This is a genomic window from Comamonas sp. DB36, from assembly GCF_057914905.1.
This window is the reverse complement of record NZ_CP196631.1, coordinates 3,573,561-3,596,931: the sequence shown is the minus strand read 5'-3', so window position 1 is coordinate 3,596,931 and position 23,371 is coordinate 3,573,561. Positions and strand designations below refer to the sequence as shown.

Sequence of the window (23,371 nt, the reverse complement as noted above, 5' to 3'; positions counted from 1 at the left end):
CCGAGCCGGGATGCGCTCTTACGACATGTGGCCGCCGCCCCCTCTGCGGTTTTCCACCTACCGCTTCGCGCCGGCGCCGGGTAAAGTGCTCGCAAGCCGCGCGCCCGCGCGCAGCGCCTCACCTTCCATTGCCTGCAAGGATTTCTGCCGTGACTTCCATTTTCGATAGCGACCTTCCCCGCAACGCCGCGAACACCGCGCCGCTGACGCCGCTGGCGTTCATTGCACGCACGGCCGAGGTCTACCCCGAGCGCCTGGCCATCGTGCACGGCGCGCTGCGCCAGACCTGGGGCCAGACCTATGCGCGCTGCCGCCAACTGGCCAGCGCACTACAGCGCAACGGCATAGGCAAGAACGACACCGTGGCCGTGCTGCTGCCCAATACGCCGCCCATGGTCGAAGCGCATTTCGGCGTGCCCATGGCGGGCGCGGTGCTCAATGCGCTCAACACCCGGCTCGACCCCGAAGCGATCGCCTTCATGCTCGACCATGGCGAAGCGCGCGTGGTGATCGTCGATCCCGAGTTCGCGGGCCTGCTGGCCAAGGCGCTGACGCTGCGCGCATCGACCAAGGATCTGCTGGTCATCGAAGTGCAGGACGCGCTGTATGGCGCGAGCAGCCAGCCGCTGGGCGGCCTCGACTACGAAGACTTTCTCGCCAGCGGCGACGCGCATTTCGCCTGGACGCTGCCGGCCGACGAATGGGATGCGATTGCGCTGAACTACACCAGTGGCACGACGGGCAACCCCAAGGGCGTGGTCTACCACCACCGCGGCGCGGCGACGAACGCGATCAGCAACGTGCTCGAGTGGGACATGCCCAAGCATGCGGTCTATCTCTGGACGCTGCCGATGTTCCACTGCAACGGCTGGTGCTTTCCCTGGACGCTGGCGCTGCGCGCGGCCGTCAACGTGTGCCTGCGGCGCGTGGACCCGCAGGCGATCTTCGATGCGATTCGCGACCATGGCGTGACGCACTACTGCGGCGCGCCCATCGTGCACGGCATGCTGGTCAATGCTCCCGCTGCGATGAAGGAGGGCCTGCCCACGGGCGTCAAGGCCATGGTTGCGGGCGCCGCGCCGCCGGCTTCGATGATCGAAGGCATGGAGCGCATGGGCTTCGATCTGACCCATGTCTACGGACTGACCGAAACCTATGGCCCGGCCGCCGTCTGCGCCCAGCATGGCGACTGGGGCCAGCTCGACATCGGCGAGCGCGCGCGGCTCAATGCGCGCCAGGGCGTGCGCTTTCACCTGCAGGGCGATGTGCGCGTGCTCGATCCCGAAACCATGCAGCCCGTGCCCCAGGACGGCGAGACCATGGGCGAGATCATGTTCAAGGGCAACATCGCGATGAAGGGCTATCTCAAGAACGCCAAGGCCACGCAGGAGGCCTTCGCGGGCGGCTGGTTCCACAGCGGCGATCTGGCCGTGCAGTACGCCGACGGCTACATCAAGATCAAGGACCGCAGCAAGGACATCATCATTTCGGGCGGCGAGAACATCTCGTCGATCGAAGTCGAGGACGTGCTCTACCGCCACCCCGACGTGCTGGCCGCGGCCGTGGTCGCCAAGCCCGATGCCAAGTGGGGCGAGACGCCTTGCGCCTTCATCGAGCTCAAGGCCGGCTCCAGCGCCAGCGCCGAGGACATCGTCGCGCATTGCCGCAAATACCTCGCGGGCTTCAAGCTGCCGCGCGCCGTGGTGTTCGGCGAACTGCCCAAGACCAGCACCGGCAAGATCCAGAAATTCGAGCTGCGCAAGAAGGCCGGATCGGCCGCGGCCATCGATATTTAGGTTGCAGGCGCAAGCCGCTTTCGGGCGGCTGTGGTATGGTCGGCGCGCGAAAAACGACAAGACTCCCGGGGACTTGCGCGGCAGGCCCCGGAATACCGAGACAGCGCCATGAAATCGACTACCGAGTTCCAGCAGTTCAAGCGCGAAGAGCGCAAGATCGTGATGGTCACTGCCTATGACTATCCCGGCGCCCGCTATGCCGAAGCCGCGGGGGCCGACACCATTCTGGTCGGCGATTCGCTGGGCATGGTGGTGCTGGGCTACGACTCCACGGTGCCGGTCACCGTCGACGACATGGTGCACCACGCCAAGGCCGCGCGCCGCGGCGCGCCCGCGACCTGCATCGTCGTCGACATGCCGTTCGGCAGCTACCACGCGGGGCTCGAAAGCACCACGCGCTGTGCGGTCGACATGATGCAGCGCAGCGGCGCCGACGCGCTCAAGGTCGAAGGCGCAGGCGAGGTGATCGAGGTGATACGCCGCCTGACCCATGTCGGCATTCCCGTGGTCGCCCACCTGGGCCTGACGCCGCAGTCGGCCGCCGTGCTCGGCGGCTACAAGGTGCAGGGCCGCGACACTGCGGCAGCGCAGCAGATCATGAACGACGCGCTGGCCTGCGAAGCCGCGGGTGCCTGCGCGCTGGTGCTCGAATGCGTGCCGCAGCAGCTGGCCAAGCGCATCAGCGCCCAGCTCGCGATTCCGACCATAGGCATTGGCGCGGGCCCGGGCACCGACGGCCAGGTGCTGGTGTTCCACGACCTGCTGGGCTACGGCAGCCACCGCGTTCCCAAGTTCGTGCAGCAGTTTGCCGATGTCGGCACGCCGCTGCAGGCCGGCCTGACGGCCTACGCCGAAGCGGTGCGCAGCGGCGCGTTTCCGGCCGAAGCCCACACGTACAACATTGACGATTCCGTGCTCGAACGGATCTACGGCGGCATCGTACCCGCCGCCTCCTGAACCCCGTCCCTGAAAGATTGGCTGTCATGCAACGCCTGACCCGAATTGCCGACCTGCGCCTGTGGTTGGCCGACGCGCGCCGCCAAGGCAAGACCATTGCCCTGGTACCGACCATGGGCGCGCTGCACACGGGCCACATGGCCCTGGTCGAGAATGCGCGCCGGCACTGCGACCTGGTGGTGATGAGCGTCTTCGTCAACCCGCGCCAGTTCGGCCCCAACGAGGATTTCGATGCCTACCCGCGCGACCTCGATGCCGACTGCGCGCTGGCCCAGGCGCATGGCGTGGACGCGGTGTTCGCGCCCGCTACCGAAGAGATGTACCCGCATGCCGCGGGCCCGCTGATCGTCGCCGGACGCCAGGCGAACATGCTCTGCGGCGCCTCGCGCCCCGGGCATTTCGACGGCGTGCTGCAGGTGGTCTGCAAGCTGTTCAATCTGGTCCAGCCTGATCGTGCGTTCTTCGGCCAGAAGGATGCGCAGCAGGTCGCGATCATCCAGACCTTCGTGCGCGACTACAACCTGCCGCTGGAGATCTGCGTGATTCCCGTGGTGCGCGAGGCCGACGGCCTGGCGAAGTCGTCGCGCAACGTTTATTTGAATGCCGAGGAGCGCGCGCATGCGCCCGCGATCCATGCGGCGCTGCAGCTGTGCCGCGAAAAGCTGCAGGCCGGCTTCGGCCCCGACGCCGCGCTGCAGGCCGCGCGCGCGCATATCGCCACCATTCCAGACAGCCGCATCGACTACCTGGAACTGCTGGCCTGGCCCGATCTGCTGGCGCTGGGCGACGACGAGTCCAGCTGCATCGCGCTGGCCGCGGTCTACCTGGGCCGCACCCGACTGATAGACAACATCACTTTCCAGAGGTAAGCCCATGTTCCGCATGCTGATGAACAGCAAGATCCATCGTGCCCAGGTCACCCAGGCCGATCTCAACTACGTAGGCTCGATCACCATCGACCAGGACCTGATGGACGCCGTGGGCATAGTTGCCAACGAGAAGGTGCATGTGGTCAACAACAACAACGGCGCGCGCTTCGAGACCTATGTGATCGCGGGCGAGCGCGCCAGCGGCGTGATCTGCGTCAACGGCGCGGCCGCGCGCCTGGTGCAAAAGGGCGATATCGTGATCATCATCGCCTACGCCTATGTCGACGCCAAGGAGCTTGCGGCCCATGTGCCGCGCGTGGCGATCATGGGCGCGGAGAACCGCATCAGCCAGCTGATCTTCGAGGAGCCGGCGCTGACCGTTCTCTGAGCCGCCCGCCGCAGCCTCATGCGCCCCGCCAGCCTTTGTGCTGGCGGGGCGTTGTTGTTTCAGCGGTCACCATGCACCCTTCGTCGCGCATCTCCCGAGCGTTGGCGACGCAGGGGGCCGGGTTTTGCCTGCAGATGCGCGTCCAATGGCGACCAAAGTACGAAAACCCACCGAACAGCCTGCAACTTCCCGCTATGTTCGCTCTTTTTTGCCGGAACATGCAGTGCCTCAAAAGGCTCAGCTTATTTGCGAGAAGTTGGTGCGAGAACGCATGTCTTTAGTGGCAAGATGAGCGAAATTTGGTTTTCAGGACCTTTGCGGCCGCTGACCATGAACTCTTTCATTCGATTGCCTTATGTCTGCTTCCTGCGCTGAGACCGTTTCCGGTCTGGGCATTCTTTCTCCGCCGCGCATCGAACTCTGCGGTGTTCGGCTGCTGCGCGGCCCCACCCAGGTACTTGATAACCTGAGCCTGGTCTGGGACCAGCCGCGCATAGGCATCATTGGCGACAACGGCGCGGGCAAGACCAGCCTGTTCCGGCTGCTGTGCGGGCTTGAGGCGCCGGCCGCGGGTGAAGTGCTGTTCAACGGGCAGAACCTGCATGCGGCCGGGCGCGAACGCACGCGCTGGGTCGGAATGATGTTCCAGAACCCCGACGACCAGATCATCTTCCCCATCGTCGAGGAAGAGCTGGCGCTGGGCCTGCAGGCCCGCGGCCTGGCCAAGCGCGAGGCCAAGGCGCAGGCGCGTGAGTTTCTTGCCCGGCGCGGCCTGGCCCACTGGGCCGAGCGCGCGATCAGCAGCCTGAGCCAGGGCCAGCGCCAGATGGTCTGCTGGCTCGCGCTGCTGATCGCTGCGCCGCGCACCGTGCTGCTCGACGAACCCTATGCCAGCCTCGACCTGCCGGGCCAGGCCCAGCTGGCCGACGACATTGCTGCGGCTTCCCAGCAGGTCATTGTCTCCACCCATGTGCTGGCCCATGTGCGCGACTATGCGCGCGTGGTCTGGCTGGAGCAGGGCCAGGTGCGTGGCGACGGTCCGGGCGAGCAGGTCTGCGCGGCCTATGAGGCCGCGGTTGCGACGGACATTGCGGCGCGGCGCGCGCTGCGCGCGGCCACGCCGGCACAAGCCATCTGACGCCATGGGCAGCCTATACAGCGACTTCCCCACCTGGCTGCACCGCTATGGCGCCGGCTTCAAGCTGGCCTGCATGGCGCTGTTCGGCACGCTGCTGTTCCTGATCACCAACCCCTGGGTGCTCGCGGTCTGCGCGCTGGGTGCGGCGCTGCTGTGGTTCAGCCTGGGCCAGGCCACGCGCATCGCGCGCCGGCTGATCTTCTCGGTGCTGCTGGGCGCCTTGCTGGTCGCGCTGTTCCATCTGTGGATGGGCCGGCCCGCGCTGGCCGCGGTCAGTTCCTTGCGGCTGGCCAGCGCCTGCGTGCTGGGCGTGGCACTCACGGTGACCACGCGCCCCATGGACCTGCTTGAAGTGCTGGACCGCTGGCTCGCGCCGCTGGCCCGCCTGGGACTGCAGCCCGAGCGCATTTCCCTGCAGCTGGGATTGATGCTGCGCTTCACCGAGCATTTTTTCGTGCAATGGAAAAAACTCGACGATGCCTACCGCCTGCGCACCGGCCAGGCCGGCGGCCTGCGGCTGATTGCGCCGCTCACGGTGCAGATGCTGCAGGCCGCGCGCCGCGTGGCCGACGCGCTGTATGCCCGCCTGGGCGGCTGATGAACCGATTTCCGCTTTTCCGATTGATCCAACCCGAGTGCCAACGATGAAAACCGCCATTTCCCGCCGCCAGTCCGAATCCATGGCCCTCGTGGGCCTGTTTGCCGCGTTGATCGCGGTCATGGGCCTGATCCCGAAAATCGACCTGCCCATAGGCGTGCCGATCACGCTGCAGACGCTGGGCGTGATGATGGCCGGCTGCCTGCTGGGGCCGTGGCGCGGGCTGCAGGCCGTCTTGCTGTTCCTGGTGGCCGTGGCCGCGGGCCTGCCGCTGCTGGCCGGCGGCCGCGGCGGCCTGGGCGTGTTCATGTCGCCGACTGCAGGCTACCTCGTCGGCTTTGCCGCGGCCGCATTCGCCACCGGCCTGGTGATGGCGATGTTGCCCAAGTCCACGCCCATGCGCACGGCCTGGAGCGCGTTGATCGCGTCCGTGGTCGGTGGCGTGCTGGTGCTGCACAGCTTCGGCATCGCGGGCCTGGTGCTGGTCGCCAAGCTTCCGCTGGCCCAGGCGTTCTGGGGCGATCTGCTGTTCGTTCCCGGCGATCTGATCAAGTGCGTGCTGTGCGCGCTGATCGTGCACACCGTGGCCAAGGCCCTGCCTGACTGGCGCTTTGGCGGACGCAACGCCTGAGCTGGTTGACTATGCAGATTCCGTCGCCTTTGTCGCTGGCCTTGCCTGACCTGGGCGCGGCCTTGCCCGCGGCGTTTGAACTGGTGCATGGGCCGCTGGCGCATTGGGGCCGGGTGCAGCCGCAAGCCATCGCGCTGTCCAATGGACTCGAACAGCTGAGCTTTGCGCAACTGCAGGCACGCGTCGCCGCGCAGGCCCAGGCGCTGCACGCGAGCCGTGCGCCGGCCACGGTGCTGCTCGATGGCAGCGGCACGGGCCTGGAGCGCATTGTCGATTTTCTCGCGGTGGTTGCCAGCGGCCGCTGCGCGGCCGTTGCCGACCCCGAATGGCCCGCGGCCGTGCAGGCGCAGATCGCCGCGCGGTTCGCGCAGCTGCCGCCGGCCGACATGCCCGCGCCCGGCCCCGAGACGCCGTTCTATATCGGTTTCACTTCGGGCAGCAGCGGCCTGCCCAAGGGCTTTCGCCGCCACCACCGCTCGTGGACCGAGAGCTTTCGCGTTTCTGCCCAGGACCTGGGCAGCGCCGCGACCGAGCGCGTGTTCGCGCCCGGTCGACTGTCGCATTCGCTGTTCCTGTTCGCCGCGCTGTGGGGGCTGTGGAGCGGCGCGGGCGTCGAGATCCAGGAGCGCTTTTCGGCGGGCCGCGCGCTTGCGCGCCTGCAGTCGGGTGATTTTCCGGTGCTGGTCGCCGTGCCCAGCCAGCTGCAGCTGATGCTGGAGTGGGCGCAGCGCCGCGAGGCGCCGCCGGTCGAAGGCGTGGCGCTGCTGCTGATCAGCGGCGCGCGCTGGATGCGTGAGCGCACGCCCGCGCTGCAGGCGCTGTTTCCGCGCGCGCGCATCGTCGAGTTCTATGGTGCGTCCGAAGCCAGCTACATCGCCTGGATGGACGCCGACCCGCAGGCCCCGGCCCAGGCCGTGGGCCGGCCGTTCAGCAATGTCAGGCTGCATATCGGCGCCGATCCGCTGGCCGGGGGCGCGGCCGACAACGGCGGCGAGCCGGGGCTGATCTGGGTGCGCAGCCCCATGCTGTTCATCGACTATGTGGGGCATTCCGACGGCTCGGCCGCGCTGCGCCGCGGCGACTGGCTGTCGGTGCGCGACATCGGCCATATCGACGCCCAGGGCTGGCTGCATCTGCGCGGACGCGAAAGCCGCATGATCGTGACCCAGGGCAAGAACCTTTTTCCCGAAGAAGTCGAGGCGCGGCTGCAGGCCCATCCGCAGTTGGGCCAGGTCTCGCTGCACGGCGTGGCCGATGGCCTGCGCGGCCATGCGGTGCACGCGGTGCTGCAGTTGCCGGTCGATGATGTCTGCCCCATGCCCGACGCGCTGGCGCTGGCGCAGTGGTGCCGCGCGGCGCTGGAAAGCTACAAGGCACCGCGCCACTGGTGGCTGTGGCAGGGCCCGTGGCCGCTCACGGCCAGCGGCAAGACCGACCACGGCGCGATTGCGCGCGCGCTGCTGAGCGAAGTGCAGGGCGAGGGCGCGAGCGCGCCGCGCTGTCTGCGGCCCTGGTCATGAACGCCGCCGCCATTCCTGTGATTGCCTGGGCGCGCAGTCCGGTCGCTGCCGTGGGCGGGGCGCTGGCGCGGCTGCAGCCCCATGAACTCGCGGCGCCGCTGGTGCAGGCGCTGCTGGCACGCGCGAATCTTCCCGCCGCCGCGGTCGATGCCGTGGTGCTGGGCAATGCGCTGGGCGCGGGCGGCAATCCCGCGCGCATGCTCGCGCTGGCTTCCGGCCTGCGTGAAAGCAGCGCGGCCTACACCGTGGACACGCAATGCTGCGCCGGGCTGGACGCGATCACGCTGGCCTGCGGCCTGCTGGCATCGGGCCAGGCGCGCATCGTGCTCGCGGGCGGCGCCGAGGCCTGGAGCCGCGCGCCGATTCGCCAGCACCGGCCGCTAAAGCCGCAGGAGCCGGCCATCGCCTATGAGCGGCCGGCGTTCGCGCCCTGGCCCGAGCGCGATCCCGACATGCTGCAGGCCGCGGCCGACCATGCGCAGCGCATTCAATCTCTGCGCACGGCGCAGGACGCGTATGCGATCGCCAGCCATGGCAAAGCGCTTGCGGCACGCGCCGAGCTGGCGGCGGAAATCGTCGCCTTCCCCGGCCTGGACCATGACGCCTACCCGCGCCTGCTGCGCGCCGAGCGCGTGGCGCGCATGCCTGTTGCCGCTTTGCCGGCAATGGCCCAGGGCGGGGCCGATTGCGCCGTCAGCACCGTGGCGATTTCGCCCAGGGCCGATGGCGCGGCGCTGCTGCTGCTGGCCACGCCCGAGGCCTGCCGCGAATGGGGGCTTGCGCCCGCGGCGCTGTGGCGCGGCGCGGTGAGCGTGGGCGGCGCGCCCGAGACGCCCATGCTGTGCGCCGCGACCGCGGCACGCGCGCTGCTGGGCCGCCTGGCGCTGGGCGTGCAGGACATCGCGCGCTGGGAGTTGCACGATGCATTCGCCGTGCAAGGCCTGGACTTCCGCGCCGAACTGGGAATGGACCCCGAGCTTCTCAATGCCCAGGGCGGCGGGCTGGCGCGTGGCCACCCGATAGGCGCTTCGGGCGCTGTCGCCGCAGTGCGCCTGCTGGCCCAACTGCAATCCCTGGACGATGGCGCGGCGCATGGCCTGGCCTGCATCGCAGGCGCGGGCGGCCTGGGCGCGGCCGCAATCTTTCAAAGCCTGCGCGCCTGAGCGCGCAGCAACACCCATGTCTTCCTCTTCTTCCGATTCCATGACCGACTACGCCCAGCTCGCGCGCAGCCGCCGCTCGGTGCGCGGTTTTCTGCCCGATCCCGTGCCCCAGGCGCTGCTCGAAAGCCTGCTTGAAACCGCGCGCCAGGCGCCCAGCGGCGCCAATTTGCAACCCGGGCGCTTCTGGGCGCTGCAGGGCGAAGCGCGCGCGCGCCTGAGCGCCGCGCTGTGCGCGGCGGTGCGCACGCAGCAGCCAGCGCGCGAGGAGTACGACTACTTTCCCCAGCCCATGCCCATGCAACTGCGCAAGCGCCAGGTGGCTTCGGCCCAGGCGCTGTACCGCAGCCTGGGGATTGCGCGCGGCGATGCCGCGGCGCGCCAGCAGCAGTTCGAGCGCAACTACCGTTTCTTCGACGCTCCCGTGGCGCTGCTGGTGACGCTGGACCGCGATTTCGGCCATGGCGGTTTCATGGACCTGGGCATGTGCCTGCACGGCCTGCTGATGGCCGCGCACGCCAGGGGCCTGGGCGCCTGCGCGATAGGCGCGCTCGCGTCCTATCCCGAGATCGTGCGCCAAGCGCTGGGCTTGCCGGAACGTGAAGTCGTGGTCTGCGGCGTGGCCCTGGGCTGGGCCGACCCGCTGGCGCCCGACAACCAGACGCAGACCGAGCGCGAGCCGCTGGCGCAGTACTTCCAGGTGCTTTCCTGAGGGCTGGCGCACGCGTCGGTTGGGCGCAGCGCGCGCGGGCGCAATGCGAGCATTTCTCAGGAGCACCTATCCGGCGTAGCGGTATCGAGAATCCGCTGTAATGGAGGATTGCGCAACCGGAGCTTTGAATGACCAACAAGACGTCGCTGGACAAGTCGAAAATCAAGTTTTTGCTGCTGGAGGGAATCCATCCCGGCGCGCTGCAGCTGCTGCAGAACGCGGGCTACACCAACGTGGAATCGCTCTCCGGCGCGCTGCCGCCCGAAGAACTCGAGCGCAAGATCGCCGACGTGCACTTCGTCGGCATCCGTTCGCGCACCCAGCTGACCGAAGCCGTGTTCCAGGCCGCGCACAAGCTCGTAGCCGTGGGCTGCTTTTGCATAGGCACCAATCAGGTCGACCTGAATGCCGCGCGCGAGCGCGGTATTGCCGTGTTCAACGCGCCTTACTCCAATACCCGCTCGGTCGCCGAACTGGTGCTGGGCGAAGCCATCCTGCTGCTGCGGGGCATTCCCGCCAAGAACGCCGCCTCGCACCGCGGCGGCTGGCTCAAGACGGCCGACAACTCCTACGAGATCCGCGGCAAGACGCTGGGCATCGTCGGCTACGGCTCGATCGGCACCCAGCTGTCGGTGCTGGCCGAGGCCCTGGGCATGCAGGTCGTGTTCCACGACATCACCACCAAGCTGCCGCTGGGCAATGCGCGCCAGGCCGCCTCGCTGCAGGAGCTGCTGGCCGTCAGCGACATCGTGAGCCTGCACGTGCCCGAGCTGCCCTCTACGCAATGGATGATTGGCGCGGCCGAGATCGCCGCCATGAAGCCCAGCGCCATTCTGATCAATGCCTCGCGCGGCACCGTGGTGGAAATCGACGCGCTGGCCAGCGCCATGCGCGCGGGCCGCCTGCTGGGCGCCGCGCTCGACGTGTTCCCGGTCGAGCCGCGCACCAACAAGGACGAGTTCGAGTCGCCGCTGCGCGGCCTGGACAACGTCATCCTGACCCCGCACATCGGCGGCTCGACCGCCGAGGCGCAGGCCAACATCGGTCTGGAAGTCGCCGAAAAGCTGATCAAGTACAGCGACAACGGCACCACGACTTCGGCCGTGAACTTCCCCGAAGTGGCGCTGCCCTCGCACCCCGGCCACAAGCGCATCCTGCATGTGCACCACAACGTGCCGGGCATTCTGTCGGCCGTCAATCAGGTGTTCGCGCAGCACGGCATCAACATCGCGGGCCAGTACCTGCGCACCGATGAAAAGCTGGGCTACATGGTGATGGACATCGTCGCGGACACGGTGGAACTGCCGCTGGCGCAGCTCGCGGATATCCCCGGCACCATCCGCTGCCGCGTACTGTTCTAAGCGGCCGGAGGCTGTGCCACCGAGCCCGGGCCGAAGCGCAGAATGAAGCGCGTTTCCTCGGGCTGGCTGTCGACCAGCACCTCGCCCTTGTGCATGTGCATGATCGACTGGGCAATCGCCAGGCCCAGTCCGCCCGAATCGCCGGGCTGGGCGCGCGCGGGGTCGCAACGGTAGAAGCGGTCGAACAGCCGCGGCAGATGCTCGGCGCCTATGGGCTCGCCATGGTTCGAGACTTCGATGTCCAGGCCCAGCGCATGCACCTGGCTGCTGATCGTGACCACGCTGCCGGCTGCGCCGTAGCGCAGCGCATTCGACACCAGATTGGCCATGGCACGCGCCAGCAGCGCCGAATCGGCGATCAGCCAGCCCTGGGCGAGGTTGCGCATCTGCATGTCGCGCTCGTCGGCCATGCCTTCGAAATAGTCGCAGACCCGGCCCGCCAAATTGGCCAGGTCCAGCGGCTTCAGTTGCAGCATGGCTTCGGGCTTCTCTGCGCGCGCCAGGAACAGCATGTTGTCTATCATGCGCGCCAGGCGCTCGTATTCCTCCTGCTTGGACACCAGCAGGTTTTCATATTCCTCCACGCTGCGCGGCTGGTTGAGCGCCTGCTGGTTCTGCCCCATCAGGTTGTTGAGCGGCGTGCGCATCTCGTGCGCCAGATCCTCGGAAAAGCGCGACAGGCGTGAATAGCCTTCTTCCAGCCGCGACAGCATCAGATTGAGCGCGCAGGTCAGGCCCTGCAGTTCCTGGGGCTGGCGCTGGGCGTCCAGGCGCAGGCCCAGCTGCTGCGGATGGATGGCCGCGGCCTGCAGGCTCAGGCGGCGCAGCGGCAGCAGGCCGCGGCGCACGACTTCCCAGCCCAGCGCGAACGCGAACAGCACGCCCACCAGCCAGGCCAGGGCCAGCTTGACGCGATAGGCTTCCAGCATCTGGATGCGCGTGGTCAGCACCGTGCCCGTGATCACATGCAGCACGCCGGGCGGACACACGACATGCGCCCAGGCCAGCCGTGCGGCTTCGGGGCCCGGGTTGTTGAACAGCATGGGCGAGCCGTCCGCGGGAAAGGCCGGGCGCTGCATGCCCGTGGGATTGATTTCCACCAGCAGTTCGCCGCGGTCGTTGGTGATCCAGAGAATGTTTTCCTTGTTGCCCAGCGCATGTGCATAAAGGTGCGGGTGCAGGCGCAGGATTTCGACATATTCGGGGTCTATCGAAAGAATGCGTATGCGTTCTATGCGCGCAATCAGGGCTTCGTCGTCGCGCTGCTTGAGTTCGCTCTTGAGCGCGTCGTAGACGTAGCAGCCCATGGCGCCAAACAAGATCGCGCTCACGGCGGCAAACATCAAGGCAAGCCGCAGGCGCAGGCTGATCTGCTCGATTTTCTTCATGCTGCGTCTTCTTCGATGCGGTAACCCATTCCGCGCACGGTCTGTATCAGCTTGGTGTCATAGCCGTCGTCGATCTTGGCGCGCAGCCGGCGTATGGCGACATCGACGACATTGGTGTCGCTGTCGAAGTTCATGTCCCAGACCTGGGAGGCAATGCGCGTGCGCGACAGCACCTGGCCCTGGTGCTGCAGCAGCAGTTGGAGCAGCGCGAACTCCTTGTTGGTCAGCTCTATGCGCTGGCCCTGGCGCGTCACGCGCCGGCGCAGCAGGTCCATTTCAAGGTCGGCGAGGCGGAACACGTCGGGCTCGCGCAGCGGCGTGCGGCGCAGCAGCGTACGCACGCGCGCCAGCAGTTCGGCATAGGAGAAAGGCTTGACCAGATAATCGTCGGCACCGAGTTCCAGCCCCTTGACGCGGTCCTCGATGGCGTCGCGCGCTGTCAGAAACAATACCGGCGTCTGGTGGGTTTCTCGAAATTTTCGAATGAAACTCCAGCCGTCCATTCCGGGAAGCATGACATCGAGAATCAGCAGATCGAAATCGGAATGGCGTGACAAATGAAAACCGTCCACGCCGTTGTATGCGACTTCGACTTGATAGCCGGATTCTGTCAAACCCTTTTGAAGATAATCAGCGGATTTGACTTCATCTTCAATGATCAATATGCGCATGGAATGTTTTTTCCGCTCCGGAGGAAGACAGTAATGGTAGTGGCTAATGCGTTCTTTCACATGACAAAAACGTAATGTCTGCGCAATCTTGGCGTCAGTGCTTCGGTCACAGAATTGACTCCATGCCGCTGGGTACCGGCCCCTGGGACCGCTGCCTTCCTTGAACACCGCATGAAAGACACTATGACCTCCATTCGCAAAACCGCTTCGATCCTGATTCTGTCCCTCACCGCCGCCGTTGCCGGCCAGGCCATGGCTGCCGAGCCCGCAGGCCTGACCCGCGCCCAAGTGCTGGCCGACCTGGCCCAGGCCCAGCGCAGCGGCAACATCATCGACAACTTCACCGGCCTGCCGCTCAACCAGCTCAATCCGCAGAGCTTCCCGGCCCAGGCGCAAGCCCAAGGCAAGACCCGCGCCCAGGTGCTGGCCGAACTCGAACAGGCACGCGCCCAGGGCCAGCTGGCCCAGTACTTCGAGACCGACTACCCCCTCAATGCCGCCCAGGGCCAGCCGCTGTCGCGCGCCGATGTGGTCGCCGACCTGCAGCACGCACGCGCCGCCGGCGAACTGACTTTCGGCGAAGGCAGCTGATCTGCCGGCCCAGGCCGAGAAACGAAAAAACCCCGCGCTGCGGGGTTTTTTTCGTTGAGCGCAGCTCAGTCCATGGTCAGCTTCTGCTTGACGACCACATCCTTGTAGACCGCGAGTTCTTCCTTCATCTGCTGGGCGAACCGCTCGGGCGTGCCGGCCTGGATGATGGAGCCGGTTTCCTCGATGCGCTTGCGGATCGCGGGGTCCTGCAGCACCTTGCGTGTCGCGGCATTGACCTTGTCGACGATGTCCTTGGGCAGGTTCTTCGGGCCCACGATGCCGTAGTAGGCCATGCGGTTCGCGGCCTCGAGGCCGACTTCCTTGAAGGTCGGCACGTCGGGCATCGCGGGAATGCGCTCGGGTGCGGCGACCACGAGAGCGACCAGGCGCTTTTCCTTGATGAAGGGCAGGGCCGAAGGCAGGTTGTCGAAAATCAGCGGCACCTGGCCGGCAACGGCGTCATTGAGCGCCGGGCCCGAACCGCGGTAGGGCACGTGCATCATGTCGGTGCCGGTGGACAGCTTGAACATTTCCATCATCAGATGGGTGATCGAGCCGGTACCGGGCGAAGCATACGAATACTTGGCCGGGTTCTTCTTGATTTCCTCGAGGAACTGCTTGTAGTTCTTGCCCGCGAACTGCGGATTGGCGGCAATCACGTTGGGCGTGGCCGCAATGTTGATCACAGGCGTGAAGTCGGTCGCGACGTTGTAGGGGATCTTGGGGTTGATGGCCGGGTTGGTGGCCGTGGTCGACACCGTGGCAATGCCCAGGTGGTAGCCGTCGGGCGTGGCGCGCGCGGTTTCCGCCGCGCCAATGCTGCCGCCGCCGCCGCCGCGGTTCTCGACGATCACCGGCTGGCCGAGCTCGCGGCCCAGCGGATCGGCGATCACGCGCGCAATCAGGTCGGTGGTGCCGCCCGCGGCAAAAGGCACGAGCAGCTTGATGGGCTTGTTGGGGTAGGCCGACTGCGCGAAGGCGCTGCCGAAAAGGGACAGGATGCCCAAGGCCAAAATGCTTTTGCGAACCATTGAATTGTCTCCAGGGAATATTTTGTTCAACCTGGCAATATGCTAGTTGATTGTGGGTGGTCCAAATATTCGGCGACAGTTAAATGCTTCAGTAGTTTCCCTGGGTGGCGATTTGTTTTGCAGACGTTGTTTGTCCTGCATCAAATCTCCAGGGATTTTTCGCATATTAATAGAGGCCCGGACAGGGATATTGTCCGGCCCCTTTGGCGCGCCGCGCTGGCCGGCCAGGCCGCGCGCGCTGCGGCTTCAGATGGCGCCGGCGCTGCGCAGCGCGTCTATGCGCTGGGCGTCCAGTCCCATCTGCTGCAGCACCTCATCGGTGTGCTGGCCCAGTGCGGGCGGCGCGCGGTGGTAGACCACGGGCGTGGCCGACAGGCGCATGGGGTTGGCGACCCCGGCCACGGCGGGCATGGCGTCGTGGGTAGCGCGCGGCAGTTCTATGCGCAGTCCGCGCGCCTTGACCTGGGGGTCGTCGAAGGCCTGGGCCACGGTGTTGATCGGCCCGCAGGGCACGGCCTTGTCTTCGAACAGCGCGATCCAGGCGGCCGTGGTGCGCGTTCGCAGCACGGGCTCCATCAGCGCCAGCAGCGCCGCGCGGTGCTGCACGCGCGCGGTATTGGTTGCAAAGCGCGCGTCCTGGGACCATTCGGCCTGGCCGATGGCGGCGCAAAAGCGTGCGAACTGGCCGTCGTTGCCAATGGCCAGCATCACGTTGCCGTCGGAAGTCACGAAGTCCTGGTAGGGCGCGAGGCTGGGATGCACATTGCCCGCGCGGCCCGGGGCCTGGCCGGTGGCCAGATAGCCCGCGGCCTGGTTGGCCAGCACCGCCATGCCCACGTCCAGCAGCGCCATGTCGATGTACTGGCCCTGGCCGCTGGCGTGGCGCGCGTTGATCGCCGCAAGAATGGCATTGCTGGCATACAGGCCGGTGAACACGTCGATCACCGCCACGCCGGCCTTGAGCGGGCCGCCGCCGGGCGCGCCGTCGGCATGGCCCGTGATGCTCATCAGACCGCACATGGCCTGCACCATCAGGTCGTAACCCGCGCGTTCGGCATAGGGACCGTCCTGGCCGAAGCCGGTGATCGAGCAATAGATCAGGCGTGGGTTGCGCGCCTTGAGGCTGTCGTAGTCGAGGCCGTACTGGCGCAGTCCGCCGACCTTGAAGTTTTCGACCACGACATCGGCCTCGCAGGCCATGCGCTGCAGCAGCGCCTGGCCTTCGGGGTGGGCCATGTCGATGGTGATCGAGCGCTTGTTGCGGTTGCAGGCCGTGAAGTAGCTGGCCTCGCGTGTGTCGTTGCCGTCTTCATCGCGCAGGAACGGCGGGCCCCAGTGGCGCGTGTCGTCGCCCGCGACCGGGCGCTCGACCTTGACGACATCGGCGCCCAGGTCGGCAAGCATCTGCGTGCACCAGGGGCCGGCAAGAACGCGCGAGAGGTCTAGGACTTTGATGCCGGCGAGGGCGGAGGGAGGGGATGTGGTCATGGGGGCTTCTACTGGAGGGCAGGCCGTTCACCCTTCGACAGGCTCAGGGCGAACGGAACAAACGTTCGTGGTGAGCTTGTCGAACCATGAACGCCGTGTCCTCATGAATAAGACGCAGGGCGAACGGAACAACCGTTCGTGGTGAGCTTGTCGAACCATGAACGCCCTGTCCTCATGAATAAGACGCAGGGCGAACGGAATAACCGTTCGTGGTGAGCTTGTCGAACCATGAACGCCGTGTCCTCATGAATAAGACGCAGGGCGAACGGAACAAGCGTTCGTGGTGAGCTTGTCGAACCATGAACGCCCTGTCCTCATGATTTAAGGCTCAGGACGTACGGAACCGCCGGGCGGCTCGGGCAGGCCCTGCCTCCCCGCTCAGTGCAATCAGTTCGCGAACGCCGCAATTCCCGTCTGCGCGCGGCCCAGAATCAGCGCGTGCACATCGTGCGTGCCTTCGTAGGTGTTGACCACCTCGAGGTTCACCAGATGGCGGGCGACGCCGAATTCATCGCTGATGCCGTTGCCGCCCAGCATGTCGCGCGCCAGGCGGGCGATGTCCAGCGCCTTGCCGCAGTTGTTGCGCTTGATCAGCGAAGTGATTTCCACCACGTTCTGGTGTTCGTCCTTCATGCGGCCCACGCGCAGCGCGGCCTGCAGACCCAGCGTGATTTCGGTCTGCATGTCGGCCAGCTTCTTTTGCACCAGCTGGTTGGCGGCCAGGGGGCGGCCGAACTGCTTGCGGTCCAGCGTGTACTGGCGCGCGGTGTGCCAGCAGGCTTCGGCCGCGCCCATCGCGCCCCAGGCAATGCCGAAGCGTGCGCTGTTGAGGCAGGTGAATGGGCCCTTGAGGCCGCGCACTTCGGGGAAGGCGTTTTCTTCGGGCACAAACACATCGTCCATGACGATTTCACCGGTGATCGAGGCGCGCAGGCCGACCTTGCCGTGGATTGCCGGAGCGGTCAGGCCCTTCCAGCCCTTTTCCAGGATGAAGCCGCGGATCTGGCCGACGGCGCCGGTCTCGGAGACTTCCTTGGCCCAGACGACAAACACGTCAGCCACGGGGCTGTTGGTGATCCACATCTTGCTGCCCTTGAGCTTGTAGCCGCCGTCCACCTTGTGGGCGCGCGTGGCCATGGAGCCCGGGTCGGAGCCGTGGTCGGGCTCGGTCAGGCCAAAACAGCCGATGAAGTGGCCGCTGGCCAGCTTGGGCAGGTACTTCTGCTTTTGTTCTTCGCTGCCGAATTCGTTGATCGGCACCATCACCAGCGAGCTCTGCACGCTGGCCATCGAGCGGTAGCCCGAATCGATGCGTTCGATCTCGCGTGCCACCAGGCCGTAGCTCACATAGTTCAGGCCGGCGCCGCCGTATTCGGTGCCTATGGTCGGGCCCAGCAGGCCCAGCTCGCCCATCTCGCGGAAGATGGTGATGTCGGACTTTTCATGGCGGAACATTTCCAGCACGCGCGGCGCCAGCTGGCCCTGGCAGTAGTCGCGCGCGGCATCGCGCACCATGCGCTCGTCTTCGGTCAGCTGCTGGTCGAGTTGGAAGGGATCGTCCCATTGGAAGTTGCCGGCCATGTTGTGTCTCCTCGGATGCGGTGGGTAGCGGGGGGCTGCGGCCACCTTGCTGCAGTTTGCGCATGGTGGGCAGGAACTGGAGCCGATCGTAGGCCGATGTTCTTACCCAGGCAAACGATTTGTTTGCATCCAGATATGAGATTCATGCATGAATGGAGTAGGCCGCCGGCGCGCTCCATTGCTGCTGCACGCTCTCGATGAGCAGGCCCGCAAACGCCTGCGCGGCCGCGCTGCGCGAGGTGCGCGCATTCCACAGCAGGCTCGCGGTGCGCAGCAGCGGCGGCTGCAGGCCCAGCGCGCAAAGCCCCTGGCCGTGCAGCGCGGCGGCGCGCTGCGGAACGATGCAGGCGAGCTGCGGCCCGCAGTGGCAGGCGGCGATCAGCGCGTGCACCGACTCCATCTCGACCATGACCCTGGGCTGCACGCCCGCGGCGCGAAAGTGCTCCTCGAGCAGGCGCCGCGTCGCAAAGCGCCGCGACAGCAGTGCCAGCGGCACGTCCTGCAATTGCTGCAGTTGCAGGGGCGCCTGGGCCGCGAGCGGGTGCGAGGCATGGGCGACAAACTGCATGTGTTCCTCGAACAGCGGCTCGGAGTCGACACCCTCGACGCCCGCAGGATGAAACGCCATGCCCATGTCGAGATCGCCGCTGAGCAGCAGCGCTTCGATCTCGGGCGCCAGCAGTTCGCGCAGCACCACATGGATCTTGGGGTAGCGCGCGTTGAACGTCGCCACGGCCGACGGCACCAGCGTGTGCAGTGAAGTCGGAATCACGCCCACGGTGAGTTGGCCGGCTTGCAGGCTTGCCAGATCGGCCAGCGCCATGCGCCCGGCTTCGAGCTCCTGCAGTGCGCGCGCCGCATAGTCCTTGAAGACCCGCCCGGCCTGCGACAGCTTCAGGCCCCGGCCCACACGTTCGAACAGCGGCACGCCCAGCTCTTCCTCTATCTGGCGCAGGCCGTGGGACAGCGTCGACTGGGTGACGAACAACTGCTTGGCCGAGGTCGTGAGGTGCTCGGTACGCGCGATGTCGAGAAAGTAACGCAGCTGGCGGATTTCCATGGAAGCAAGCAAGTGCAGAAAGTTAAACGTTCGAAATTATCGAATGAATCAACAGAAATAAATCATTGGATTGGTTAAATAACCGACATTAAGCTGTACTCCAGCGGCATTTTTCTTCCTGCCCCGCCGCAGCAAAGAGATCCGCATGAGCAACGAATTCACCATCGAACGCATCCAGGTGCGCATCCTGGACATCCCCACCATCCGCCCGCACAAGCTGTCGTTTGGTTCCATACAGCGCCAGAGCCCGGTCATCGTGCAGCTGTGGCTGCGCAACGGCGCCTGCGGCTTCGGCGAGGCCGCAACCATTGGCGGTCCATCCTGGAACGAGGAGTCGCCTGAAAGCATTGCGCATGCGATCGAGAACTACCTGGCGCCCGCGGTGCTCGGGCAGCTGGCCGGCGGCATCGAACAGGTGCTGGCACGCATGGACCTGGCCTGCAAGGGCAATGCGTTCGCGAAATCGGCCGTGGAAATGGCGCTGATCGATGCGCTGGCGCGCACGCTGGACATTCCCGCCTCGCAGTTGCTGGGCGGCAAGCTGCACCAGAGCCTGCCCCTGGCCTGGACCCTGGCCAGCGGCGATGTGGAGCGCGACCTTCAGGAAGCCCAGCTGCGCCTGGAGCAGGGCCGCCACCGTATCTTCAAGATGAAGATAGGCGCGCGCGCACCGCAGGACGATGTGGCCCATGTGAGCCGCATCGCACGCGGTCTGCCCGATAGCGCGACGCTCACGGTGGACGTGAACCAGGCCTGGGACGGCAATACCGCGCGCCGCTATCTGCCTCAGCTCATCGAAGCCGGGGTGACGCTGATCGAACAGCCCGTGGCCAAGTGGAACGTTCCCGCGCTGCGCCAGCTGACGCAGGAACTCAAGGGCGCGCTGATCATGGCCGACGAGACCGTCTGCACGCCGCAGGAAGCAATGATGCTGGCGCGCGAACAGGCCGCGCATGTGTTCTCGCTCAAGGTGGCCAAGCACGGCGGACTGCTGCGCACGCGCAAGGTCGCGGCCGTGGCCGAGGCCGCCGACATCGGCTGGTATGGCGGAACGATGCTCGAAACGTCGATAGGCAGCGCGGCTTCGGCCCATGTGTTTGCGACGCTGCCCGGCGCCCACCATGGCTGCGAGCTGTTCGGCCCGCAGCTGCTGGTCGACGACATCGTCGAGCAGCAGATGGCCATACGCGACTTCGCGCTGCAGCTGCCCGACGGCCCGGGCTACGGCGTTACGGTGTCGCTGAGCCAGCTCGATCGCTTCGACCGCGCGCTTGCCGGCCAGCAGCCGCTGCACGTGGACCTGGGCGCGGCGCGCGCCTGACATTTATCCGGCCGCATGTTGTACGCCTGCGGCCCCACCCTCAAAGGAGTTTCCGATGTTGTTTCTTGTCCGCATGGATGTGCGCATTCCCCATGACCTGCCCGCCGAGCAGGTCAACGAAATCAAGCTGCGCGAAAAAGCCTATTCGCAGGAACTGCAGCGCGACGGCCGCTGGCAGTCGATCTGGCGCGTGGTCGGCGAATACGCGAACTACAGCGTCTTCAATGTGGCGTCGAACGACGAACTGCACGATCTGCTGCAGGGCCTGCCGCTGTTCCCCTATATGGACATCGATGTGACGCCGCTGGCGCGCCACCCCTCGGCCATCGCCTGAGCGTCGCTGTCCGGCACCAAGAACCTCTGAAGGAGACAAAAAATGAAACGTACTTTCCTGCGCCAGGCAATGGCTGGCACCGCACTGCTGGCCTGCGCCGTTTCCGGCTTCGCCCAAGGCTCGGTCGGCAACTGGCCCGACAAGCCGGTCAAGTGGATCGTGCCGTTTCCACCGGGCGGCGCGATGGACGCCATTGCACGCACGCTGGGCGAAGTCGCGGGCCGCAAGCTGGGCCAGCCTTTCGTCATCGAGAACAAGGCGGGCGCGGGCGGCAACATCGGCGCCGACGCGGTTGCCAAGGCACCGGCCGACGGCTATACGCTGATGATCACGTCGATAGGCATGGCGACCAATGGCGCGCTCTACAACAAGCTCAGCTACGACCCGATCAAGGATTTCGCGCCCGTGAGCCTGCTGGCCGTAGTGCCCAACATCCTGGTCGCCGGACCCAAGCAGTCGGACGTGAAGAGCGTCAAGGACCTGATTGCCAAGGCCAAGCAGAACCCAGACAAGCTGACCTATGCCTCGGCCGGCAACGGCACTTCGATCCATCTCGCGGGTGCAAGCTTCACCTCGCTGACCGGCGTGAAGATGCTGCATGTGCCCTACCGCGGCAGCGGCCCGGCAGTCACCGATCTGCTCGGCGGCCAGGTCGATTTCATGTTCGACAGCATCACCTCGGCACGCCCCCATATCGAGGCCGGCAAGCTGCGCGCTATCGCCATCACCACCAAGACGCGCTCGCCTTCGCTGCCCGATGTGCCCACGGTGGCCGAAGCCGGGGTTCCGGGCTACGAAGTTTCGCCCTGGTTCGCGACCTTCATGCCCGCCGGAACGCCCGCGCCCATCGTTGAAAAGCTGGGCAAGACGCTCAACGAAGCGATGAACGACCCCGAAGTCAAGAAGCGCCTGAGCGCCATCGGCGCCGAGCCCATAGGCAGCACGCCGCAGGCGCTGGCCGCCCATCTGAAGACCGAGACGGACCGCTGGACCAAGCTGATCAAGGAATCCAACATCAAGGTGGATTGACCTTATCCTTACCGGGCCTGCTTGCAGGCCCTTTTTTCATTCGTTCCCATTTCTTCGTTGTTGCCCATGCCCGAATTGCATTCCATCGTCCAGGGACAAGGTCCCGTCATCGTTCTGAGCCACGCGCTGGGCTGCGACCTGCACATGTGGGACGAAGTCACCGCACTGCTGCAGGACCGCTATACCGTCGTGCGCTACGACCAGCGCGGCCATGGCCGCTCGCCGGCCAGCGACGCGGATTTCAACATGCATGATCTGGCCGCCGACGCGGCCGAGCTGATTGCGCGCCTGGGGCGCGGCCCGGTGCATTTTGCCGGGGTGTCCATGGGCGGCATGACGGCCCAGGCGCTTGCCGCGCTCCACCCCGACACCGTGCGCAGCATCACCATTGCCAATTCGGCCGCGCATTACGACGCCGCCGCGCGCCAGGGCTGGAGCACGCGCATCGAGACCGTCGCGGCGCAGGGCGTGGCCTCGATTGCCGACGGCGCGCTGCAGCGCTGGCTGTCGCCCGATTTCCTGGCGCGCCATCCGCAGCGCGTGGCGCAGATGCGCGAAGCGCTGGTGCGGATTCCTGCCAAGCCCTACGCCCAGGCCTGCGCCGCGGTCGGGGGCATTGAACTGCATCTGACCAATCCTTCCATCCGCTGCCCGGCGCTGGTCATTGGCGGCACGCTGGACGCGGCCACGCCCATGGCGCTGTCGCAGCAGATCGCCGACGGCATTGCCGGCGCCGAGCTGGCGACCATCGAGGCCGCGCATATCAGCTGCGTCGAGCAGCCCGAGGCGTTTGCGCAGCTGCTCGACGGCTTCATCCAGCGCGTCTGAGCGGGCGGCTCAGGCCGGCGCGGGAAACCCGGCCTGCAGCAATTCCCGCAGCGTGTTGGCCACGCCATGGCGGCCTTCGCGCCGCCAGGCGAGGTGCATTTCGACGTCGAGTCCGGTCACATGGGCGATGGGCTTGAAGCAGACGTTGGCATAGCGCAGCTTCATGGACGAACGCGGCACCAGCGCGATGCCCACGTTCGCGTCAACCAGCGCCAGGATCGAATGCGTATGGCTCAGCGTCTGCACGGTTTCGGGCGCGACGCCATTGGCGCGCAGCTGGCCGGCAACGATCTCGTACAGGTAACGTGACTCCGAAGGGCAGAACTCGATGAAGGCCTGGCCCTGCAGCGCGCTCAGGGGGACCTCGTCCAGCGCCGCGAGCGCGTGATCGAGCGGCATGGCGAGCATGAACGGCTCGCGCAGCAAGGGGGCACAGGCGCTGAAACTGCGCGGCGCAAACGGCCGCACTATGCCGATGTCGATGCGGTCCGCGCCCAGGGCCTCGATCTGATCGACCGACTGCATCTCGCGCAGCACCAGGTGCACGTCGGGCAGGCGCGCGCGCACGAAGGCCAGCAGCTGGGGCAGCAGCGTGAAGCTGGCCGCGGGAATGAAGCCCAGCGTCACGCTGCCGGCTTCGGCCTGCATGGCGCGGCGCGCGGCAATGGTTGCCGCCTGGCTGCGCCGCAGTATGTCCTCGGCTTCGCGCAGAAAGATCTTGCCGGCCACCGTGAGACGCACCGCGCCGCCCGCGCGCTCTAGCAGCTGCACGCCGACTTCATGTTCCAGCAGCTGGATCTGCCGCGTCAGCGGCGGCTGGGTCATGTTCAGCAGCGTGGCCGCGCGGCCGAAATGCAGCTCGGAAGCGACGGCCACGAAACAGCGAAGTTGGGACAGTTGGAACATGATTCATTTATTG

Annotated in this window: 23 protein-coding genes; 16 read left to right on the top strand and 7 right to left on the bottom strand. The window is 66.4% G+C overall.

The window, feature by feature from the left end; all coding sequences use genetic code 11:
* Positions 1-149 precede the first annotated feature (149 nt).
* From ACSVDO_RS16825 to serA, 11 genes are all read left to right on the top strand, one after another.
* The gene (locus ACSVDO_RS16825; protein ID WP_489593545.1) at positions 150-1,796 is read left to right on the top strand and encodes an acyl-CoA synthetase; all 1,647 of its coding nucleotides are present in this window, start codon (positions 150-152) and stop codon (positions 1,794-1,796) included.
* Between the two features lie 108 nt (positions 1,797-1,904).
* Entirely contained in the window at positions 1,905-2,753 is an 849-nt protein-coding gene (gene panB, locus ACSVDO_RS16820) for a 3-methyl-2-oxobutanoate hydroxymethyltransferase (RefSeq protein ID WP_332537585.1), read from the top strand.
* Between the two features lie 26 nt (positions 2,754-2,779).
* Positions 2,780-3,622 carry a pantoate--beta-alanine ligase gene (gene panC / locus ACSVDO_RS16815; protein ID WP_332537584.1) on the top strand — a complete coding sequence of 281 codons (843 nt, stop codon included), beginning with the start codon at positions 2,780-2,782 and terminating at the stop codon, positions 3,620-3,622.
* Positions 3,623-3,626: 4 nt separating this feature from the next.
* On the top strand, positions 3,627-4,010 hold the full coding sequence (panD, locus tag ACSVDO_RS16810; protein ID WP_213293346.1) for an aspartate 1-decarboxylase: 384 nt from the start codon (positions 3,627-3,629) through the stop codon (positions 4,008-4,010).
* Between the two features lie 355 nt (positions 4,011-4,365).
* Positions 4,366-5,148 (top strand): energy-coupling factor ABC transporter ATP-binding protein, encoded by a 783-nt coding sequence (locus ACSVDO_RS16805; protein ID WP_489593543.1) that lies wholly within the window; start codon positions 4,366-4,368, stop codon positions 5,146-5,148.
* A gap of 4 nt (positions 5,149-5,152) precedes the next feature.
* Positions 5,153-5,746, top strand: coding sequence for an energy-coupling factor transporter transmembrane component T family protein (locus ACSVDO_RS16800; protein ID WP_332547754.1), 594 nt, complete (start codon positions 5,153-5,155; stop codon positions 5,744-5,746).
* A gap of 46 nt (positions 5,747-5,792) precedes the next feature.
* On the top strand, positions 5,793-6,377 hold the full coding sequence (locus ACSVDO_RS16795) for a biotin transporter BioY (protein ID WP_332537581.1): 585 nt from the start codon (positions 5,793-5,795) through the stop codon (positions 6,375-6,377).
* Between the two features lie 11 nt (positions 6,378-6,388).
* Positions 6,389-7,897, top strand: a complete 1,509-nt coding sequence (locus ACSVDO_RS16790; protein ID WP_489593540.1) for an AMP-binding protein — start codon at positions 6,389-6,391, stop codon at positions 7,895-7,897.
* Positions 7,894-9,060 (top strand): acetyl-CoA C-acyltransferase, encoded by a 1,167-nt coding sequence (locus ACSVDO_RS16785; protein WP_489593538.1) that lies wholly within the window; start codon positions 7,894-7,896, stop codon positions 9,058-9,060. Before ACSVDO_RS16790 ends, ACSVDO_RS16785 begins: the two co-directional genes overlap by 4 nt.
* A 16-nt stretch (positions 9,061-9,076) precedes the next feature.
* A complete protein-coding gene (locus ACSVDO_RS16780) occupies positions 9,077-9,769 on the top strand; it encodes a nitroreductase (RefSeq protein WP_489593537.1) in 693 nt (230 codons plus the stop codon).
* 128 nt (positions 9,770-9,897) lie between these two features.
* Positions 9,898-11,130, top strand: coding sequence for a phosphoglycerate dehydrogenase (gene serA / locus ACSVDO_RS16775; RefSeq protein WP_489593536.1), 1,233 nt, complete (start codon positions 9,898-9,900; stop codon positions 11,128-11,130).
* Here the strand turns inward: serA and ACSVDO_RS16770 are convergent.
* Entirely contained in the window at positions 11,127-12,518 is a 1,392-nt protein-coding gene (locus ACSVDO_RS16770; protein ID WP_332537576.1) for a heavy metal sensor histidine kinase, read from the bottom strand. The two genes, serA and ACSVDO_RS16770, sit on opposite strands and share 4 nt — an antisense overlap.
* Positions 12,515-13,189 carry a heavy metal response regulator transcription factor gene (locus ACSVDO_RS16765; RefSeq protein ID WP_489593534.1) on the bottom strand — a complete coding sequence of 225 codons (675 nt, stop codon included), beginning with the start codon at positions 13,187-13,189 and terminating at the stop codon, positions 12,515-12,517. The genes ACSVDO_RS16770 and ACSVDO_RS16765 overlap by 4 nt, the downstream gene beginning before the upstream one ends.
* A 183-nt stretch (positions 13,190-13,372) precedes the next feature.
* Here ACSVDO_RS16765 and ACSVDO_RS16760 point away from each other — a divergent pair, with 183 nt between their 5' ends.
* A complete protein-coding gene (locus ACSVDO_RS16760; RefSeq protein ID WP_332537574.1) occupies positions 13,373-13,780 on the top strand; it encodes a DUF4148 domain-containing protein in 408 nt (135 codons plus the stop codon).
* Positions 13,781-13,845: 65 nt separating this feature from the next.
* Here the strand turns inward: ACSVDO_RS16760 and ACSVDO_RS16755 are convergent, their stop codons facing one another.
* From ACSVDO_RS16755 to ACSVDO_RS16740, 4 genes are all read right to left on the bottom strand, one after another.
* Positions 13,846-14,811, bottom strand: a complete 966-nt coding sequence (locus ACSVDO_RS16755) for a tripartite tricarboxylate transporter substrate binding protein BugE (protein WP_332547758.1) — start codon at positions 14,809-14,811, stop codon at positions 13,846-13,848.
* Between the two features lie 246 nt (positions 14,812-15,057).
* Positions 15,058-16,299 (bottom strand): CaiB/BaiF CoA transferase family protein, encoded by a 1,242-nt coding sequence (locus tag ACSVDO_RS16750; RefSeq protein WP_489593532.1) that lies wholly within the window; start codon positions 16,297-16,299, stop codon positions 15,058-15,060.
* A gap of 387 nt (positions 16,300-16,686) precedes the next feature.
* Complete coding sequence (locus ACSVDO_RS16745) at positions 16,687-17,880, bottom strand: acyl-CoA dehydrogenase (RefSeq protein WP_489593530.1); 1,194 nt, start codon at positions 17,878-17,880, stop codon at positions 16,687-16,689.
* Between the two features lie 142 nt (positions 17,881-18,022).
* Positions 18,023-18,940: a LysR substrate-binding domain-containing protein gene (locus tag ACSVDO_RS16740; protein WP_489593529.1), complete on the bottom strand. Its 918-nt coding sequence runs from the start codon at positions 18,938-18,940 to the stop codon at positions 18,023-18,025.
* Positions 18,941-19,085: 145 nt separating this feature from the next.
* On the opposite strand from ACSVDO_RS16740, the gene ACSVDO_RS16735 reads away from it, so the two are divergent.
* The 4 genes from ACSVDO_RS16735 to ACSVDO_RS16720 all read left to right on the top strand — a co-directional run bounded on the left by ACSVDO_RS16735 (position 19,086) and on the right by ACSVDO_RS16720 (position 22,452).
* A complete protein-coding gene (locus ACSVDO_RS16735; RefSeq protein ID WP_332538909.1) occupies positions 19,086-20,261 on the top strand; it encodes a muconate cycloisomerase family protein in 1,176 nt (391 codons plus the stop codon).
* 55 nt (positions 20,262-20,316) lie between these two features.
* Complete coding sequence (gene catC, locus ACSVDO_RS16730; RefSeq protein ID WP_159911137.1) at positions 20,317-20,595, top strand: muconolactone Delta-isomerase; 279 nt, start codon at positions 20,317-20,319, stop codon at positions 20,593-20,595.
* A 42-nt stretch (positions 20,596-20,637) separates the two neighbouring features.
* A complete protein-coding gene (locus tag ACSVDO_RS16725) occupies positions 20,638-21,624 on the top strand; it encodes a Bug family tripartite tricarboxylate transporter substrate binding protein (protein ID WP_489593526.1) in 987 nt (328 codons plus the stop codon).
* Between the two features lie 66 nt (positions 21,625-21,690).
* Positions 21,691-22,452 (top strand): alpha/beta fold hydrolase, encoded by a 762-nt coding sequence (locus ACSVDO_RS16720; protein WP_489593524.1) that lies wholly within the window; start codon positions 21,691-21,693, stop codon positions 22,450-22,452.
* A 9-nt stretch (positions 22,453-22,461) separates the two neighbouring features.
* Here ACSVDO_RS16720 and ACSVDO_RS16715 read toward each other — a convergent pair whose 3' ends face one another.
* A complete protein-coding gene (locus tag ACSVDO_RS16715) occupies positions 22,462-23,358 on the bottom strand; it encodes a LysR substrate-binding domain-containing protein (protein WP_489593522.1) in 897 nt (298 codons plus the stop codon).
* Positions 23,359-23,371: the final 13 nt, after the last annotated feature.